Annotated in this window: 18 protein-coding genes; 12 read left to right on the top strand and 6 right to left on the bottom strand. The window is 36.1% G+C overall.

Going from position 1 to position 17,216, the window contains the following annotated elements:
- Positions 1–7: 7 nt before the first annotated feature.
- A complete protein-coding gene (locus IEV85_RS19830; RefSeq protein ID WP_188466803.1) occupies positions 8–1,225 on the top strand; it encodes an ABC transporter permease in 1,218 nt (405 codons plus the stop codon).
- 36 nt (positions 1,226–1,261) lie between these two features.
- On the opposite strand, the gene IEV85_RS19825 is transcribed toward IEV85_RS19830, so the two are convergent.
- Both IEV85_RS19825 and prmC read right to left on the bottom strand, forming a co-directional pair.
- On the bottom strand, positions 1,262–2,014 hold the full coding sequence (locus IEV85_RS19825; RefSeq protein ID WP_188466801.1) for an SDR family NAD(P)-dependent oxidoreductase: 753 nt from the start codon (positions 2,012–2,014) through the stop codon (positions 1,262–1,264).
- 28 nt (positions 2,015–2,042) lie between these two features.
- Positions 2,043–2,891, bottom strand: coding sequence for a peptide chain release factor N(5)-glutamine methyltransferase (prmC, locus tag IEV85_RS19820; RefSeq protein ID WP_188466799.1), 849 nt, complete (start codon positions 2,889–2,891; stop codon positions 2,043–2,045).
- A gap of 52 nt (positions 2,892–2,943) precedes the next feature.
- Here prmC and ribD point away from each other — a divergent pair, with 52 nt between their 5' ends.
- The 4 genes from ribD (at position 2,944) to IEV85_RS19800 (ending at position 7,395) form a co-directional block, all read left to right on the top strand.
- Entirely contained in the window at positions 2,944–3,981 is a 1,038-nt protein-coding gene (gene ribD, locus IEV85_RS19815) for a bifunctional diaminohydroxyphosphoribosylaminopyrimidine deaminase/5-amino-6-(5-phosphoribosylamino)uracil reductase RibD (RefSeq protein WP_229712664.1), read from the top strand.
- A 27-nt stretch (positions 3,982–4,008) separates the two neighbouring features.
- A complete protein-coding gene (locus tag IEV85_RS19810) occupies positions 4,009–4,491 on the top strand; it encodes a GAF domain-containing protein (protein WP_188466797.1) in 483 nt (160 codons plus the stop codon).
- Between the two features lie 224 nt (positions 4,492–4,715).
- A complete protein-coding gene (locus IEV85_RS19805) occupies positions 4,716–6,053 on the top strand; it encodes a PhoH family protein (RefSeq protein WP_188466795.1) in 1,338 nt (445 codons plus the stop codon).
- A gap of 271 nt (positions 6,054–6,324) precedes the next feature.
- On the top strand, positions 6,325–7,395 hold the full coding sequence (locus IEV85_RS19800) for a fatty acid desaturase family protein (protein ID WP_188466793.1): 1,071 nt from the start codon (positions 6,325–6,327) through the stop codon (positions 7,393–7,395).
- A 57-nt stretch (positions 7,396–7,452) separates the two neighbouring features.
- Here the strand turns inward: IEV85_RS19800 and IEV85_RS19795 are convergent, their stop codons facing one another.
- Positions 7,453–8,043, bottom strand: a complete 591-nt coding sequence (locus IEV85_RS19795; protein ID WP_188466791.1) for an acyl carrier protein phosphodiesterase — start codon at positions 8,041–8,043, stop codon at positions 7,453–7,455.
- A 165-nt stretch (positions 8,044–8,208) separates the two neighbouring features.
- Here IEV85_RS19795 and IEV85_RS19790 point away from each other — a divergent pair, with 165 nt between their 5' ends.
- The 6 genes from IEV85_RS19790 to IEV85_RS19765 all read left to right on the top strand — a co-directional run bounded on the left by IEV85_RS19790 (position 8,209) and on the right by IEV85_RS19765 (position 13,391).
- Positions 8,209–8,646 (top strand): hypothetical protein, encoded by a 438-nt coding sequence (locus IEV85_RS19790; RefSeq protein ID WP_188466789.1) that lies wholly within the window; start codon positions 8,209–8,211, stop codon positions 8,644–8,646.
- A gap of 10 nt (positions 8,647–8,656) precedes the next feature.
- Entirely contained in the window at positions 8,657–9,949 is a 1,293-nt protein-coding gene (locus IEV85_RS19785; RefSeq protein ID WP_188466787.1) for a metal-dependent hydrolase family protein, read from the top strand.
- Between the two features lie 119 nt (positions 9,950–10,068).
- Positions 10,069–11,145: a M42 family metallopeptidase gene (locus IEV85_RS19780; RefSeq protein WP_188466785.1), complete on the top strand. Its 1,077-nt coding sequence runs from the start codon at positions 10,069–10,071 to the stop codon at positions 11,143–11,145.
- Between the two features lie 103 nt (positions 11,146–11,248).
- The gene (locus tag IEV85_RS19775; RefSeq protein WP_188466783.1) at positions 11,249–11,767 is read left to right on the top strand and encodes a YfiR family protein; all 519 of its coding nucleotides are present in this window, start codon (positions 11,249–11,251) and stop codon (positions 11,765–11,767) included.
- Positions 11,768–12,007: 240 nt separating this feature from the next.
- Complete coding sequence (locus IEV85_RS19770) at positions 12,008–12,532, top strand: YfiR/HmsC family protein (RefSeq protein ID WP_188466781.1); 525 nt, start codon at positions 12,008–12,010, stop codon at positions 12,530–12,532.
- Positions 12,533–12,599: 67 nt separating this feature from the next.
- Positions 12,600–13,391, top strand: a complete 792-nt coding sequence (locus tag IEV85_RS19765; protein ID WP_188466779.1) for an ABC transporter substrate-binding protein — start codon at positions 12,600–12,602, stop codon at positions 13,389–13,391.
- Here the strand turns inward: IEV85_RS19765 and IEV85_RS19760 are convergent.
- A complete protein-coding gene (locus IEV85_RS19760; protein WP_188466777.1) occupies positions 13,356–14,507 on the bottom strand; it encodes a 3-phosphoshikimate 1-carboxyvinyltransferase in 1,152 nt (383 codons plus the stop codon). The genes IEV85_RS19765 and IEV85_RS19760 overlap by 36 nt on opposite strands.
- A 136-nt stretch (positions 14,508–14,643) precedes the next feature.
- Here IEV85_RS19760 and IEV85_RS19755 point away from each other — a divergent pair, with 136 nt between their 5' ends.
- Positions 14,644–14,913 (top strand): YtxH domain-containing protein, encoded by a 270-nt coding sequence (locus IEV85_RS19755; protein WP_188466775.1) that lies wholly within the window; start codon positions 14,644–14,646, stop codon positions 14,911–14,913.
- Here IEV85_RS19755 and aroB read toward each other — a convergent pair.
- The gene (gene aroB / locus IEV85_RS19750) at positions 14,896–15,924 is read right to left on the bottom strand and encodes a 3-dehydroquinate synthase (RefSeq protein WP_188466773.1); all 1,029 of its coding nucleotides are present in this window, start codon (positions 15,922–15,924) and stop codon (positions 14,896–14,898) included. The two genes, IEV85_RS19755 and aroB, sit on opposite strands and share 18 nt — an antisense overlap.
- Positions 15,921–17,021, bottom strand: coding sequence for a chorismate mutase (locus IEV85_RS19745; RefSeq protein WP_188466771.1), 1,101 nt, complete (start codon positions 17,019–17,021; stop codon positions 15,921–15,923). The genes aroB and IEV85_RS19745 overlap by 4 nt, the downstream gene beginning before the upstream one ends.
- Positions 17,022–17,216 lie beyond the last annotated feature (195 nt).

The following is a 17,216-nucleotide window of genomic DNA, read 5'->3' as shown; positions in this document are numbered from 1 at the left end:
GATATTCTTGAATCTTCCTGACTTTATAGCAAAACGTACCATTAATTCGAAAACCGGGCAGTTTTCTGGTAGCATTCATAAAATAGCAGTATTTAGCATTGCTATAGGATTGGCTATTATGCTGGTAGCTTTATTGATTATGGGTGGTTTTCAAAAAACTATTAAGGAAAAAGTGTACAGTTTCGCTGGCCATCTTCAGGTAACAAAGTATACCATGAGCAATTCTTTTGAAGAAACGCCTATCTCTAATAACACTGATCTCTATAATAACTACCAGAAATATCCTTTCATTAAACATATTCAATCCTATACTTATAAAGCAGGTTTACTCAAGACTGAGGAGGCGGTTGAAGGAGTTTTAATAAAGGGAATTGGTCAGGACTATGATACTAGTTTATTTGTTTCTAATATAATTGAAGGTCGTTTTCCTGAACTAAAAAGCGATGATTATTCAACAGAAGTGGTTATTAGTCAGAAAATTGCTGATTTGCTCCAGTTGGAAATGGGAGAAAAGGTTTTGATGTATTTTGTACAGAATCCGCCCCGGTACCGGCAATTGGAAATTGTAGGTATTTATCAAACAGGAATGGAGGATTTTGATGAGCGATTAATTATTGGGGACATAAGAATGCTACAACGCTTAAATGATTGGAAAGAGGATCAGGTGAGTGGTTATGAAGTGTTTCTTACCCATCCTGAAGAGGAAGAGAGAATAGCAGAAGAAATTTTCGGCTTGGTAGAAAATGATCAGTACGTAAGCAGAGTAACTGAAAAATATAGCCAATATTTTGAGTGGCTTGAGCTTCTTAATCAAAATGTGAAATTATTTCTGGGCCTGATTTTATTTGTGGCTTCATTTAATATGATAGCCGTTATTTTTATTTTGATTATGGAGCGGACTTCAATGATTGGCCTTTTGAAAGCAATTGGTGCTAAAAATAGCCTGATTAGAAATGTGTTTTTTTACAGTGGCTTAAGGTTAACCGTAAAAGGCTTATTCTGGGGAAATTTTGTTGCACTTGGGTTTTGTGCCATCCAGGATTACTTTAAGCTGATTCCGCTTGATCAGGAGAACTATTATATGAGCTATGTTCCGGTCGACTGGAGTTTCCCTGTAATTATTGGACTGAATGTACTGGTGCTGGTAATTATAGCGCTTACGTTAATGCTTCCCACTTTGATTACAAGCCGAATGAGGCCAATCAAAGCTATTCGCTTCGATTGACCGGAAAGGTGATTTTGGTAATAGTTAGGCGTTTACTTACCCTTTATTAACCATAGTTGCTGTTGCCTGGGCTGTAGGGAAAATCAGTACGTCTGCCAGATTAACATGGGCTGGCCTGGTTGCCATAAATAAAATAAGTTCTGCTATATCCTCAGCCTTTAAAGCTTCAAAATTTTCATATACTTTTCCTGCTCTTTCTTCATCTCCTTTAAATCTCACGAGGGAAAATTCAGTTTCCACCAGTCCTGGAGCTACTTGCGACACTTTGATGCCATGCTTGTTTAAATCCATGCGCATGGAACTATTGATAGCATCTACTGCAAACTTTGAAGCACAATAAATATTTCCATTAGGATAAGTTTCCTTTCCTGCTACTGAGCCAATGTTGATGATATGCCCTTTTTTATGCTGCACCATCGTTTTAATAATTGGCTGAGAAACATGTAGCAAGCCCTTCACATTAATGTCAATCATTGCATTCCAATCTTCCATGCTTCCTTCTTCTATAGAAGTTAATCCATGTGCATTTCCTGCATTGTTAATGAGTAGGTCTATTGCTTTCCATTCCTGAGGAAGGCCTTCAATCGCTTTTAATACATTATCCCTTTCCCGAACATCAAAGTTTAGGGTAATGATATCAGTATATTTTTCTAATTCCTTTTCAAGTTCTTTCAGTCTTTCCTGCCTTCTGCCTGTGGCAATGATTTTAAATCCATTCTGCGCTAAAAGAACCGCGGTTGCCCTGCCAATTCCTGAAGTGGCCCCTGTTATAAATGCTATTTTTGACATTTTTTTATTTTTTAGTTCTATGATTTTTTTATGGGTTTATACCCACTACAAACCTGTGTTTCCCCTGCATATCTTTAATAATTTTTACATTATTAAAGCCATGAATTTCCATAACAACTTTCACTTCTTCACCAAACTTTTCATTTATTTCAAAGTAGAGGTAAGCTCCGGCTTTTAAATTTTGTCTTGCAAGGGAAGAAATTCTCTTATAAAAAATAAGTGGGTCATCATCTTTTACAAATAAAGCCTGGGCGGGATCGAAATCCAATACTTTTTTACTCATTACATTTTTTTCGCTTTCCAGCACATAAGGAGGATTACTAATCCATATTTCGGCTTTAGGCAAAGCAGGAGTTTCTTCAAGGATATCGATTTTTATAAACTCTACTTCAGCCCTGTTTAGCAGAGCATTTCTTTTAGCAGTTTCAAGTGCAGCACCGCTTATGTCCAGTCCATAAACCTTTGCGCCATTTCTTTCTTTGGCTATAGTGATGGGAATGATGCCGCTTCCGGTGCCAATATCAACAACTACCTCTTCTGTTAAATCAGGATGATCGGCTAATATCAGTTCTACAAGCTCTTCCGTTTCTAGCCGCGGTATGAGTACATTTTGGTTGACAAGAAACTGCCGGTTATAAAACTCAACTTTCCCTAAAATGTGTTGTATAGGTTCATTATTTTTTAACCTTTTAATAGCATCATCTATTTTTTGCTCTTCTTCAGCAGTAAGTTCTTTCTCTTTTTCGACCAGGATATCCATCCTGGAAATATGAGCAAGATCATCCAGCAACCAAAAGGCAATAACTTCTGCTTCTTGCTGATTTTCGAAATTTTTCAGTTGATCTACTATTTCTTTAAAGCGCTTCTTACTGTTCATCTCCTTATTTATTCTACACAAAGTTCTTCAATTTTTGGTTACTTTTGCCATTATGTGGCAAGAAGATGAGCATTTTATGGCACGTGCCTTACAGCTGGCTACTTACGGGCGTTCTACTGTGAGTCCTAACCCTATGGTTGGTTGTGTGATAGTGCTTGAGGGTAAAATTATTGGTGAAGGCTGGCACCAGAAAGCCGGAGAACCACATGCAGAAGTATTAGCGGTGCAATCAGTGATGGATAAAGCGCTTTTAAAGCTGGCGACTGTGTATGTTACCCTGGAGCCCTGTGCGCATTTTGGTAAAACTCCTCCCTGCGCAGATTTGTTGGTAAACCACAAGGTGAAAAGAGTGGTAGTAGGGAGTACAGATCCTAATCCGCTGGTTGCCGGTAAGGGCATTGCAAAGTTGAAAGCGGCTAATATCGATGTGTCTGTTGGAGTTTTGGAGAAGGCGTGTTTAGCTTTGAATAAGGTATTTTTTACTTCCATCAGCAAAAGCCGTCCTTTTATTGTGTTAAAGTGGGCGCAAACAGCTGATGGTTATATAGCACGCAAGAACTTTGATGCCAAATGGATTAGTAGTGTATTATCACGTCAACTGGTGCATAAATGGCGGAGTGAATTAGATGTTATACTGGTGGGTAAAAATACGGTAATGTATGATAATCCACAATTGAATACTCGCGAGTGGTCTGGAAGACATCCTGTCAGACTAGTAATTGATCATTATTTGCAATTGTCTGAAAGTTTAAAGGTATTTGATCAATCGGTTCCTACACTTATTTTTAATCTGAAAAAGGAGGACGAGAAGCAGAATTTAAAATGGATAAAGCTGGAAGAAGAAGGTTTTATAAATCAACTGATAGATTTCATTCACAGACTGAAAATACAATCCGTATTAATTGAAGGGGGGGGCAACACGCTTAAGCAGTTTATAGATTCCGGGCTGTGGGATGAAGCCAGGGTTTTCACTTGTAAATCATTTTTTGAAGAAGGAGTTGAGGCTCCTGAACTTAAAGAGGAAGCCCTCGTTTCACATGAAATTATTGAAGGTGATTTGTTACAGGTTTACCAACATATAAATAGATAAATTGTAATTTAAAATATAGTTAAGTACATGTCTGAATCATTATTAGTAGATAAAACAGCCTCTAAAGAGGTGAAATATAAAACACTTGTACCTCAAATTAAGGCTTTGGTACAGGGCGAAACTGACCAGATAGCCAACCTGGCAAACATTTCAGCTGCGTTAAAAGAAGCCATGGATTTCTTTTGGGTAGGCTTTTACATGGTTAAGAATGATGAGTTGGTTTTAGGGCCTTTTCAAGGACCTATAGCCTGTACACGCATTAAAAAAGGTAAAGGCGTTTGCGGGAGCAGTTGGGTTGAAGCCAAAACTATAGTGGTGCCTGATGTAGATGCTTTTCCGGGACACATTGCTTGTAGCTCTGCCTCCAGATCTGAAATTGTAGTGCCTGTTTTTAAAGGAAATGAAGTAATTGGCGTTCTGGATGTGGATAGCAGTGAACTCAATACTTTTGATGAAACAGATCAAAAATTCCTTGAAGAGCTATTAAAAGATATTCAGGAGTATCTTTAAATTATTTACTTTAATGTATTTTGGCCGCCAAAATGCATGTCAGCATGCTCTCATCTAATATTGTAGCTTTAAATTATCTCTTTGTTAAGTTTGATTAGGTATCTTTTTGATTTACTGTGAATTACCTGTTTTGCGAGTATTTACTTCTCAACATAGGCTTTACAGTGTAAATATTTTTTTAAATTGATTCCATAAATATTGTTTTGATGTAAACTCATTTTTCTATGGCTAAAGCTAAAAAAGAGAAAAAAATATTCGTTCTCGATACTTCTGTTATCATTTATTCTCACGACTCTATCATGAACTTTGCCGAGCATGATGTAGCTATTCCTATTACGGTGTTAGAGGAACTGGATCAGTTTAAGAAAGGAAATGATACCAAAAATTATGAAGCAAGAGAGTTTATCAGAATGATAGATAAACTGGCAGATGGGCGTTCGCTAAGTGATTGGATTCCCCTGAATGGTAAAACAAGAGGTAGTTTTAAAGTTCTAATGCCAACAGGTAAGAAATTAGAAACGGAGCAAATATTCCTGGAGGATATTCCTGACCACAAAATTCTTGGTAGCGCTTTACAACTTCAAACAGAATTAAAAGATACACCTGTTATCCTGGTTACTAAAGATATCAACCTAAGGCTGAAGGCCAAGAGCTGTGGGTTGAAAGCTGAGGACTACGAAACAGGAAAAATTAAGAATGTAAGTGACCTCCATTCAGGTAAGCAGCAGATTGATGATGCTACTTCTGATACTATAAATAAACTGTATGATGAATACAGTTGTGATGTGAAAGATATTTTTGGTAAGAAAAAGCCTGAAAACAATACTTTCTATATACTTAAAAGTAATAAAAACTCTGCTTTAGGATTTTATAATCCTATTACCGGTAAAATTGATAAAGTGGAGAAAAGAACTGCGTATGGAATAAAACCTAAAAATGCTGAACAGGCATTTGCCATCCATGCACTTTTAAATCCTGATATTAAACTCATTACTTTACAGGGAGTGGCAGGTACAGGAAAAACACTTATTGCTTTGGCTTCAGCACTAGAGCAACGAAAGGAATACAAGCAGATTTACCTTGCAAGACCGATTGTCCCACTGTCAAATAAAGATATTGGCTTTTTGCCAGGAGATATCAAGTCAAAATTAAACCCTTATATGGAGCCTCTATGGGATAATCTGAAATTTATTCAGCATCAGTTTCAGGAGCACGAAAGGGAATTTTTGAACATTACAGATATGGTGAATAAGGAGAAGCTGATGATTCAGCCTTTAGCGTACATCAGGGGTAGAAGTTTATCAAATATTTTCTTTATAGTAGATGAGGCCCAGAATTTAACCCCTCATGAAGTGAAAACAATTATTACCAGAGCTGGGGAAAATACCAAAATAGTTTTTACCGGAGATGTGAATCAAATCGATACACCTTACCTTGATTCACAATCCAACGGGCTATCTTATTTAATAGATAAGGTAAAAGGGCATGAGTTATATGCGCATGTAACACTGGAAAAAGGGGAGAGGTCAGAGTTGGCAAATCTCGCGAATGATGTTTTATGATTTTTTTTGAATTAAAGCTGAGGATGTAGCGTTATCTAAAAATATATATAGATGTAAGTGTAAATCACAATCTTCAGATTTTATACAGATTTAATGATTACTTTTGTGAAGTATTTCTACCAAATTAGAGTTTAAAAAGTAAACAGAATGAAGTTTCAGTAATTTTTTAGAAGAATTTAGATTGAATTACTTTTCATCGGTTTATTTTACTTTTATATTCAAGAATTAAAACTCAGAAAACGTTTTTCTGAAATTATTATAATTATAATTTATGCAATTAGTTAAAGATAAAATTAATGACAACAACTTCTTCCCTACGCTGAAGAAACGTGTTGATGATTATTTTAAAACCAACAACCTGAACACCTGGGGTAATAAAAAGCTCTACACAAAAGCAACAATTTTGTTAGTCTCTTTTATTTCTCTATATGTTTTGATTGTTTTTGTTGCCATGCCAGCATGGTTATCATTAGTATTATGTGGCATTTTCGGTTTAAACCTTGCCGCAATAGGTTTTAATGTAATGCACGATGGAGCTCATGGGAGCTTTTCCAATAACAAACATGTAAATTACATGATGGGACTTACGCTCAATCTTATGGGAGGAGTGGTATTTATCTGGAAAAATAAGCATAATAAAAATCACCATTCTTTTACCAACATAGAAGGAATGGATGATGATATTAATATTGGTCCTTTCATTAGGGTTTCCACTCACCAAAAAAGAAGATGGTATCATAAATATCAGCATATTTATGCCTATCCATTGTATGCTACTTCATACAGTTTCTGGGTGTTTTGGCAGGACTTCAAAAAATACTTTACACGTAAAGTGGCTGAAACAGAATTAGCACATATGAGCTTTAAAGAGCATGCTATTTTCTGGTTAACAAAAATAGGTTATATAGGTACATTTTTTGTTTTACCAATTTTAATGCAAGGCTTTTTAGCCACTATTCTAGGTTATTTGGTCGTAACAGCTGTAACAGGTTATACAATCGGTGTGGTATTTCAGTTAGCTCACGTAGTGGAGGAAACTGATTTTCATGACAGACCCATTGAAGGCGAAAAAATTATTCCTACAGAGTGGGCTATTCATCAAATAAGAACAACTGCTAATTTTGGTACAAAAAGCAAAGTGTTGAATTGGTACACAGGTGGTTTAAATTTTCAGGTGGAGCATCACTTGTTCCCTCGTGTAAGCCATGTTCATTACCCGGCTATCAATAAAATGGTGAGAGAAACTTGTGAGCAATTTAATATAGCTTATAATGAATTCCCTAGTATGCTGGCTGCGATGAAATCGCATACCAGACATTTAAAGATTATTGGTGCTGCTTAAGTAAGCCTTCAATATTATTATTCAAATAAAAAGTGCTGCCTACCGTAGCACTTTTTTTTATGGATTCAGAATTTTTATTGTCTGCTGTACATGTTGGATGAGATCCGGAAAGAACTCGTGAAACTCAATTCTGAACTCATCATGATATAGCTTTAATTCATTGATAGACTGATCCATTTTAGAATTAAACTTGGTACGTGAGGCCATTCCCTGCATTACCCGTTGAATACCATCAAAAAATTGATAGTTAAACAGCCAATCATGTGCTATCATATGAGGAAGCATATGCTGAGTGCGTTTGGGTAAAATAGCTTTCTGTTTAGTGAGCAGTTCGTAATGATTATCAACAAATTTACGCAGTTCTATACTACTGTATTTATACCAGTCCAGCGCTAAGAAATGATCATAATATATGTCTACTATCACCCCTGAATAATGCCTGTAAATAGGTTGAAGCCGCTTTTTGCTCTTTAGCACAATAGGGTGATTGTCTGTGTACTCATCAATGGAGCGATGCAGTAAAATACCGGTTTTTATAGTGTCAGAATAATCCTCAAAGCCAGAACCTTTAATAAAGTCTGCAATAAAATTGCCTATTGCCAATTCAGAATTATTGTTTGATAAATATAAGTGGGCTAAAAAATTCATGGAAATGGAAGATAAAGACAAAAAGACAATATCTTTAATAAATAAATACTTTTTATTTTGGGGCTGTTCTAACTTTAATAAGATTGATAGAAAAAGCTTACAGTAATATTATTGACCAATCCTTTGTATATTGGACGCTGTATAATAATTTCCTGTTTAGCCACCATGTTAATATTTCAAAAACAACTTAGTTCTGATAATATAAAGTCACATTTAGTTCATTTACATCAGCTATCTAAAATAGATAGTAAAGTTGTTAATGAGGAGAGGCAATTTTTATTTGAATTGGGGCGGAAAAATGGTTTATCTGAAGAAGCTGTTCAGGCTATTATTATTGAAGCAGAAGATCATCCTTTTTTATTGCCTGAAGGGCGAGATGAAAGATTGCTTTTTATGTACGAGTATATTCAAATGATGCTGGTGGATAATAAGTTAGATGAAAGAGAAGCAAGAATGTGTACTTTAATAGCCGAAAAAATGGAATTTAATTACGCTCTGGTAGGGAGCATCACCAATGCCATTGTTCTGGCGCAGGATGAAAACGAAATTTCTGTACTCACTCCAAATGAATTAAACATGTTGTTGAATACTACTACCCGATAAATTTATTCATATGAAAAAGAGATTATTAAGGTTATTCCTCGCTTTGTCAATGATTGTTTCATATACCTCGATTAATGCACAAACAAAATATATACACTGCGGTAACTTAATTGATGTAGAAAAGGGGAAAGTAAATGAGAAAATGACAATTATTGTAGAAGGGGAGAAGATTAAGAGCATAGAAAAGGGCTTTATTCAAGTTCCTGAATCAGCGGAATTGATAGATTTATCTTCGATGACAGTAATGCCGGGCTTGTTCGATATGCATGTACACCTGGAAAGTGAAACCTCCAAAAATGGGTATATGGATGAATTTACAATGAATGAGGCTGATATCGCTTTTCAATCTACAGTGTATGCAAAAAGAACTTTGCTGGCTGGCTTTACAGCAGTTCGTGACTTAGGCGGAAGTGGTGTAAATACAAGTTTGAGAGACGCCATTAATAAGGGACATATAGAGGGGCCTCGGATTTTCTCAGCAGGAAAATCTATAGCTACAACAGGAGGGCACGCAGATCCAACCAATGGCTACAGGGCGGATTTAATGGGAGTGCCGGGACCTAATGAAGGGGTGATAAATGGAGTGGAGGAAGCCAGGCAGGCGGTGAGGCAACGATATAAAAACGGGGCAGATGTGATAAAGATAACGGCTACGGGAGGTGTATTAAGTGTAGCTAAAAGTGGTCAAAACCCTCAGTTTTTTGAAGATGAAATTAAGGCCATTGTAGAAACTGCCAAGGATTACGGAATGCTAACGGCAGCCCATGCTCATGGTGATGAGGGTATGCAACGGGCTATAAGAGCGGGGATAAAAACCATAGAACATGGCACATTAATGTCGGAGGAGACTATGGAGCTAATGAAACAATATGATACTTACTACGTGCCAACTATCACTGCAGGTAAAACTGTTGCCGAACTGGCTGAAATACCCAATTACTATCCTGAATTGGTAGTGCCAAAGGCCAGGGAAATAGGACCTAAAATTCAAAGTACTTTTGCTAAAGCTTATAAAAAAGGTGTGAGCATAGCTTTTGGTACAGATGCAGGTGTATATAAACATGGAGAAAACGGAAGGGAGTTTGCTTACATGGTGGAAGCGGGTATGCCACCTATGGAAGCTATTCAATCTGCTACCGTGACTCCCGCAAAGCTTTTAAATGTGTTTTATGAAGTTGGCTCTATTGCACCTGGAAAAAATGCTGATATTATTGCTGTTTCTGATAATCCATTAAAAAACATTAAAACAATGGAAGATGTTAAGTTTGTTATGAAGAACGGTAAAGTGTATAAACTAAATTAGATTTCTATATGGATTGGAATCTTTAAAATTACTACTTATATATCAGCCTGAAGTAGATGAGATACTACTTCTAATAAATGCATTTAATAAATTTCTAATACAGTAAAAAGTACATTAAAATGGACAAAATTGCGGAAGATTTTCTTTTCAAATATTTAAATAATGCTTCACCAACAGGTTTTGAGACATCTGGACAAAAATTATGGCTGAATTATATTAAACCTTATTCCGATGATTACATTCAGGATAATTACGGCACAGTGGCGGCAGTAATTAATCCTGAAGCTCCTTACAAAGTAGTAATTGAGGCTCATGCTGATGAAATCTCATGGTTTGTGAATTACATTTCAGAGGATGGATATATTTATGTTATCAGAAATGGTGGGTCTGATCATCAAATCGCACCCTCTAAAAGAGTAAATATTCATACAGATAAAGGTATTGTAAAAGGGATTTTTGGCTGGCCGGCTATTCATGTAAGAAATAAGGAAAACGATATAAAACCCGAATTAAAAAATATTTTTATTGATATAGGAGCTACAAGTAAGCAGGAGGTTGAAGAAATGGGCGTGCATGTGGGTTGCGTGATCACATTTGATGACGAATTAATGTATTTAAAGGATAAGAAGTATCTTGTCGGAAGAGCTCTGGATAATAGAATTGGAGGTTTTATGATTGCTGAAGTAGCGAGAATGATCAGTGAAAATAAAAAGGAACTTCCCTTTGCATTGTATATTGTTAATTCAGTACAAGAAGAAGTAGGTTTAAGGGGGGCAGAGATGATTTCTCACAAGATTAAACCTGATGTAGCTGTAATTACTGATGTTTGCCATGATACAAACTCTCCCCTTTACAATAAAATAGAAAGTGGAGATCAAAAGGCAGGCAATGGACCAGTTTTAACATATGGGCCGGCAGTACAGAATAACTTGTTAAAAATGCTTATTGAAATAGCGGAAAAGGAGAAAATTAAATTTCAAAGATCAGCGGCAAGTCGTGCTACCGGAACCGACACTGATGCATTTGCCTATTCCAATGATGGTGTACCTTCAGCTTTAGTGTCACTTCCCCTGAAGTATATGCATACTACAGTAGAAATGGTACATACTGAAGATGTACAAAGCGTAATTAAACTATTGTATAATTTCGTGATAAACCTGAAAAATAAGCATGACTTTAAATATGATCTTTCATAATTGATTCAAATATTACTTCTGACAGCATTTTCATCTTTTTGGATTATCTAATTCGATAGCTGCCAGTATCTTTGTAAAAGAAAGTTATTAAGAAAATTAAAAGATGATTAGAATCAGTAAAGTTTTCGTTGTTTTATCTCTTATGGTAGCGGGTTTCACATTGAAATCTGCAGAAAGACCAATGCACGAAATTCATTCCATGCTTATGTTTAATTTCATTAAATATGTAGAATGGCCTGAACAAGCCAAAGCTGGTGATTTCGTTATTGCTGTTGTTGGAGATGAAGATGTTTCAACCACCTTGAATAATTTTTACGCAAAAAGGCCTGTGAAAGGACAAAACGTTAAAATTGTAAGTGTTAATAATTCTGCAGCTTTAAGCAATGCTCATGTGATATACCTTGCAGATGATATGAGTAAAGATTTTGATGCTGTTCACAAGAAATTTTCTGGAAAACCTACTTTAATTATTACTGATAAAACAGGATTAGGGAAGAAAGGTAGTTGCATCAATTTCCAGGAAGTAGGGGGTAAACTGAAGTTTGAAATAAATCAAGCTTCTATAGAAAATAATAATCTTAAAATTTCTAGTCAGTTAGCCAGTATGGGCATATTACTATAAGATTTTAAAAAGAGGTTTAGTTTAGTTTTTTTGCCCTGGCATGCAGTGATGAACTGTTAGCCGGGGTTTTTTGGTATTAAAAGGCATATAGCTAATTGGTTGAAGTATGTTCAAAGAAGCTTTTTATGCATTCATGTGTTGAAACAATGAATTAAACGTAAAATTCTATTTTAGGAGCGTTAATATATTTAAATATGTTATTTTTATACACTAGTAGAGGAATTTTAAAAATAAAATAATATGAGAAAGACTTACAAACTCGTTTTACTTTTTGTGATCGTCAGTATGGTTGGCTTGACACCTGAGCTTAAAGCTCAAAGGCCAATGCATGAAATTCACTCTATGCTTATATTTAATTTTATTAAGTATATTGATTGGCCTGAGGCAACTAAATCAGGAGATTTTATAATAGCTGTATATGGCGATGATGATGTTTTTCAGCAGTTAAACACATTTTACTCTAATAGGCCCATTAAAGGACAGAATGCAAAAATAATTAATGCAGGCAGCATCAGTGAAATTAACAGTGCGCATGTTGTATATGTAGCCGAGAAAAAGAGTAATGATTTTGAATCGCTTCAAACTAAGTTTAATGGGAAACCTACATTAATCATTACTGACAGATCTGGCTTGGGTAAGAAAGGTTCTTGTATTAACTTTAAAGAAGTAGGGGGGAAATTAAAATTTGAAATTAATCAGGCTTCTTTCGATAGTAATAAATTAAAAATTTCCAGCCAATTAGTAAGTATGGGAATTATGATTTAATCCTAAATAAAAACTTTTTTTTCAATAGCCTCGTCAACAAAAAGACGAGGCTTTTTTATTTTTAGTGATGGAAGTTGAAGATCAAATAGGAAACAAAGTAAGCTTAAACAATCCAGCAACAAGAATTGTCAGTCTTGTGCCTTCCCAAACTGAGCTTTTATATGATTTAGGCCTTGGAAATGAAGTATTAGGTATAACAAAATTTTGTATTCACCCTGATAAGTGGAGAAAGCAAAAGACTGTAATAGGAGGGACTAAAAATTTACACCTTGAAGAAATAAAAGCACTTAAGCCTGATTTGATCATTGCAAATAAAGAGGAGAATACTGAAAATCAGGTGAGTGAGTTGATGAAGTTTTATCCTGTTTATGTTTCTGATGTTAATGATTTAGAAAGTGCCTTTCGGATGATGACTGATCTGGGTAAGCTTACTGGAAGGCAGAAAGAAGCTGATGATATTCTTCTTAAGGCTAAACTTGCTTTTGAACACCTGGAAAAACCTAAGGAGATTATCAAAGTAGCTTACTGTATCTGGAAATCTCCTTATATGTGGGTAGGGAATGATACTTTCATTCACAACTTATTGGCAAAGTGTGGACTAAAAAATGTTATAGACCAGCCACGCTATCCTGAGAAAGATTTGAATGAGATTCAGGCACTTGAGCCTGAAATAATTCTTTTGTCCTCAGAGCCTTACCCTTTTAGCCCAAAGCATATGGATGAAATAGAGGAAAAATTTCCCCATTCGAAAGTAATGCTTGTAAATGGGGAAATGTTTAGCTGGTATGGTAGCAGGTTAATAAAAGCTGTTCCTTACTTCAGGTCATTTCTCAATCAACTCCATTCCAACGCTATCTAAGTCTTTCCAAAAGCCCGGATACGATTTCTTTACTACATCAACATCCTCAATAGTTAACGGGGCAATAAGTGCAAGGGGGGCAAAGCTCATAGCCATTCTGTGATCTTCGTAAGTATGTATTGAGATATTTTCCTCTGCTATAAAATTTTCGCTGTTAAAAAACCATTTACCTGCTTCTTCTTCAATTAGTTGGCATCCGAATTTTCCTAACTCTGCTTGTAATGCAGCAATCCTGTCTGTTTCTTTTATTCTCAAGCTTTCCAACCCGCTTAATTGAAGGTTTACTTTTAGCGGAGCACAGCAGACCAACACAGTTTGAGCTAAATCAGGAAATTTTTTAAAGTCAATAGATAAAAGTGAAGAACCTGGGCTGCTAACTTTTTTTAGATGTGCTCCTTCGTTATTAAAAGTAGTTTTTACTCCCAGATTTTCCATAATTTCAACGATGGCCTGATCTCCCTGGTAGCTTTTCTTCATTAACCCTTTCAAAAGTATTTCAGAACCAAGAGGTGAAAGTGCAATATAAGAATACCAGTAACTTGCTGCAGACCAATCTGATTCAACTGTATGTGAAATAGTTTTATATTCCTGCTTTGAAATAGTATAAGTGTTGGCTTCTTGTATCACCTTAATGCCTGCTTTTTCCATTAAGCTGATGGTCATATTAATATAGGGAATACTATATATCGGAGGCACTATTTCAATAACCAATCCCTGGGGCAAAGTTGGAGCTACCATGAGGAGAGCTGAAATATACTGGCTACTTATATTACCTGGAATAATTATTTTATTCTTCTTCTGTTCTTTTAGCGCATTAATTTCCATTGGGGGAAATCCTGCAGATTTCAGATATTTAATATCAGCACCTATCTCTTTCAAAGAATCTACCAGGGTTCCAATGGGCCTTTGCTGCATTCTTTCGGTTCCGGTTAAAGTTACGGCTTTTTCAGTAGATACAGCCAGGTAGGCTGTCAGGAATCGCATGGCTGTCCCTGCATCTAGCACATCGAAAGTTGTAGAACTATTTTCCGGGGATAAAAGTGCTGTTAAAGTTTGCGTATCCCTTGCTTCTGATAGGTTCATTAACTGAAAGCGTTGATGAGATAACTTGCTCATAATCAGAAGTCTGTTTGATTCGCTTTTGGAGCTGGACAGATTAATCGTATGGAAATTCTGATTGGTAGCCTTTTTAGATGGTTTAATAAAATAATTCAAAATAATCTTTAATAATTTAAACTAAAAATATGTAAATTTGGTTAATCAAATACAATCTCTTAACATTAATAACATGGGTACCACAAGCAAATCCTTCATTACTTTTCTAGCCGGAGCAGCAACAGCTGTTACTGTTGGGATGTTTTTAAAAAGTGAAACCGGGAAAAAATTCCGACAAAATTTCGCTAATCAATTAAAAAACATCAGTAATAAAACCAATGAAGGTTTCAATTCTGATTGGATTACTGAATTAGAAGAAAACGCTATCAATTCTGCCAAAAGATTTAAGTCAAAAGTGAAGTTCTAGAGTATATGAAATAGCTTCCTGTATCAACTGGTCATCTATTGGTACATCGTAAGTTGCTTTTCCTTTTTTTTCCAGAAGACTCATTAGTACTTTCCCATTTTTATTCTTTTTATCTTGTTTGCAAAGCCTCAGTATCTCATGATAGGAGGCTTTTTTAATATCCGGCAAGTCATAAATCTCTTTTAGATACTGTTCTATTTCTTCCCTCTCCTGATCTCCTAAGAGCCTTTTACTGTTCGAAATGAAGGCTTCGGCAATCATTCCGACAGCAATAGCCTCTCCATGCAAGAGGGGGATGTCATTACTCAGGCAAAAAGATTCAAAGGCATGTCCTATAGTATGCCCGAAATTCAGAATTTTTCTAACACCTTTTTCAGTGGGATCCGCTTCAGTAACCTTCTGCTTAATAGCAACTGATGATTTTATTGCATCAAGATCTACTGATTGGTAGCTTATACTTTTTAAAGCTTCCCAATGACCTGCATCAGCTATCAAGCCATGCTTTAGCATTTCAGCAAAGCCAGACCTCATTTGATTAGCTGGCAGGGTTCGGTGAAAAATTGTATCAATAAGAACACACTGTGGCTCGCAAAATAAACCAATATGGTTTTTAAAACCTTCAAAATCAACACCTGTTTTACCCCCCGAGCTGGCGTCTACCTGAGCCAGTAAGGTGGTGGGAATATTGATGAAATTAATTCCTCTTTTATATGCTCCGGCACAAAAACCACCCATATCAGTAATTACACCGCCTCCCAAATTGATTAATAAAGCATTTCTATCAGCCTCATGAGTTGTTAATTGCCCCCATATCTCTGTACAGCTAGCCAATGTTTTGTTAATCTCTCCGCTCTTTACACTTATAAGAATATGGTCTGCCAAAAATGGCTTAACTAAAGGGTAGCAGTGTTTTTCTGTTTGATCATCAACCAGGACAAATAACCTGGAAAAAGAAATTGAGCTTAAAATGTCTCTTAACTTATCAATTTTGCTGAAATATACTTTACTCATATGATGGTTTGGTGCTCCTTTTTCAATGCCATTTGTTTTTCCTGTCGTTTAATAGATTCATCATGTATAGCTACCAGGAAACTTTTCATGAATTTTTCGCTCATGTCTTTTTTCTTTCCTAATTCAATTCGATTTTGCATAACATTTTTCCATCGTGAGTCCTGGTATACCGCCAGCTGATGCGCCTTTTTGTAAGCTCCTACCTGATCAATTACATGAAATCTATCAGATAATAAATCTATTAATTTTTCATCAATGTGATCTATGGCATCTCTCATTTCTTTTAAATTGCCCGGGATTTCACCTTCCAGATCAATTTTATCTTTGAAAGAGATTTCTTTCAGAATGGTTAACAGTTGTTCTGGTGTTACCTGCTGCCTGGCATCACTCCATGCTTCCTGAGGGTTAGGGTGTGTTTCAATCATTAGCCCGTCCATACCAAAATTCAATGCTCGCTGTGAAATGTCTTTAATCATTTCTGATTTACCTCCAATATGGCTTGGATCGTTAATGATTTCAATTTCAGGAAGCTCCAGTTTAAGTTGCATGGCCAGGTTCCAGTTAGGTTTGTTTCTGTAGGTCTTGTCATACGGATCAGCAAAACCTCTGTGAATGGCCGCTAACTTATTTAACCCAGCATCATACATTCTCTCCAGAGCACCTACCCAAAGAGCCAGATCAGGGTTTATAGGGTTTTTTACCATTACAGGTATATCAACTCCTCGTAGTGAATCTGCTATTTCCTGTACTGAAAAAGGGTTTACAGTTGTTCTGGCACCAATCCAAAGTACATCAATGCCATGTTTCAATGCAGCTTCAACATGCGCAGTGTTGGCCACCTCTATGCATACCGGAATTTTTAACCGATTTTTTACTTCCTGAAGCCATGGAAGAGCCTCTTCGCCCAACCCTTCAAAATTACCCGGTCTGGTTCTAGGTTTCCATACTCCTCCGCGGAACATGCCAATTTGAGGTTCACGTTCAAAGCTGTTGCAAAGTTCTTCCAACTGCTTTTCTGTTTCTACACTACACGGGCCTGCTATTACCACATGTTTTCCCAGGCCGAGGCCCCAATCTTTCATTTTGAGCGTTTTCATTTTTCTCTCTTTCATTTTTGTGTAAAAAAAAAGCCCGACTCTTGCGAATCGGGCTTGTGTATGTTTAAGTATATTTTAATTACATAGTAATACAAGGTCCGACTCGCTCCAGCGGGCTAAAGTAAAAGTAAAAATAAAATCGTCCTTGTAGATTTAACATGACGTAAATGTAAAGACTTGTTTTTTAAAACAAAA

It is taken from the genome of Marivirga lumbricoides, from assembly GCF_014636295.1.
Classification (GTDB): Bacteria; Bacteroidota; Bacteroidia; order Cytophagales; family Cyclobacteriaceae; genus Marivirga; species Marivirga lumbricoides.
Note: the sequence above shows the minus strand (reverse complement) of the source record. Positions and strands in the feature narration are given on the sequence as shown.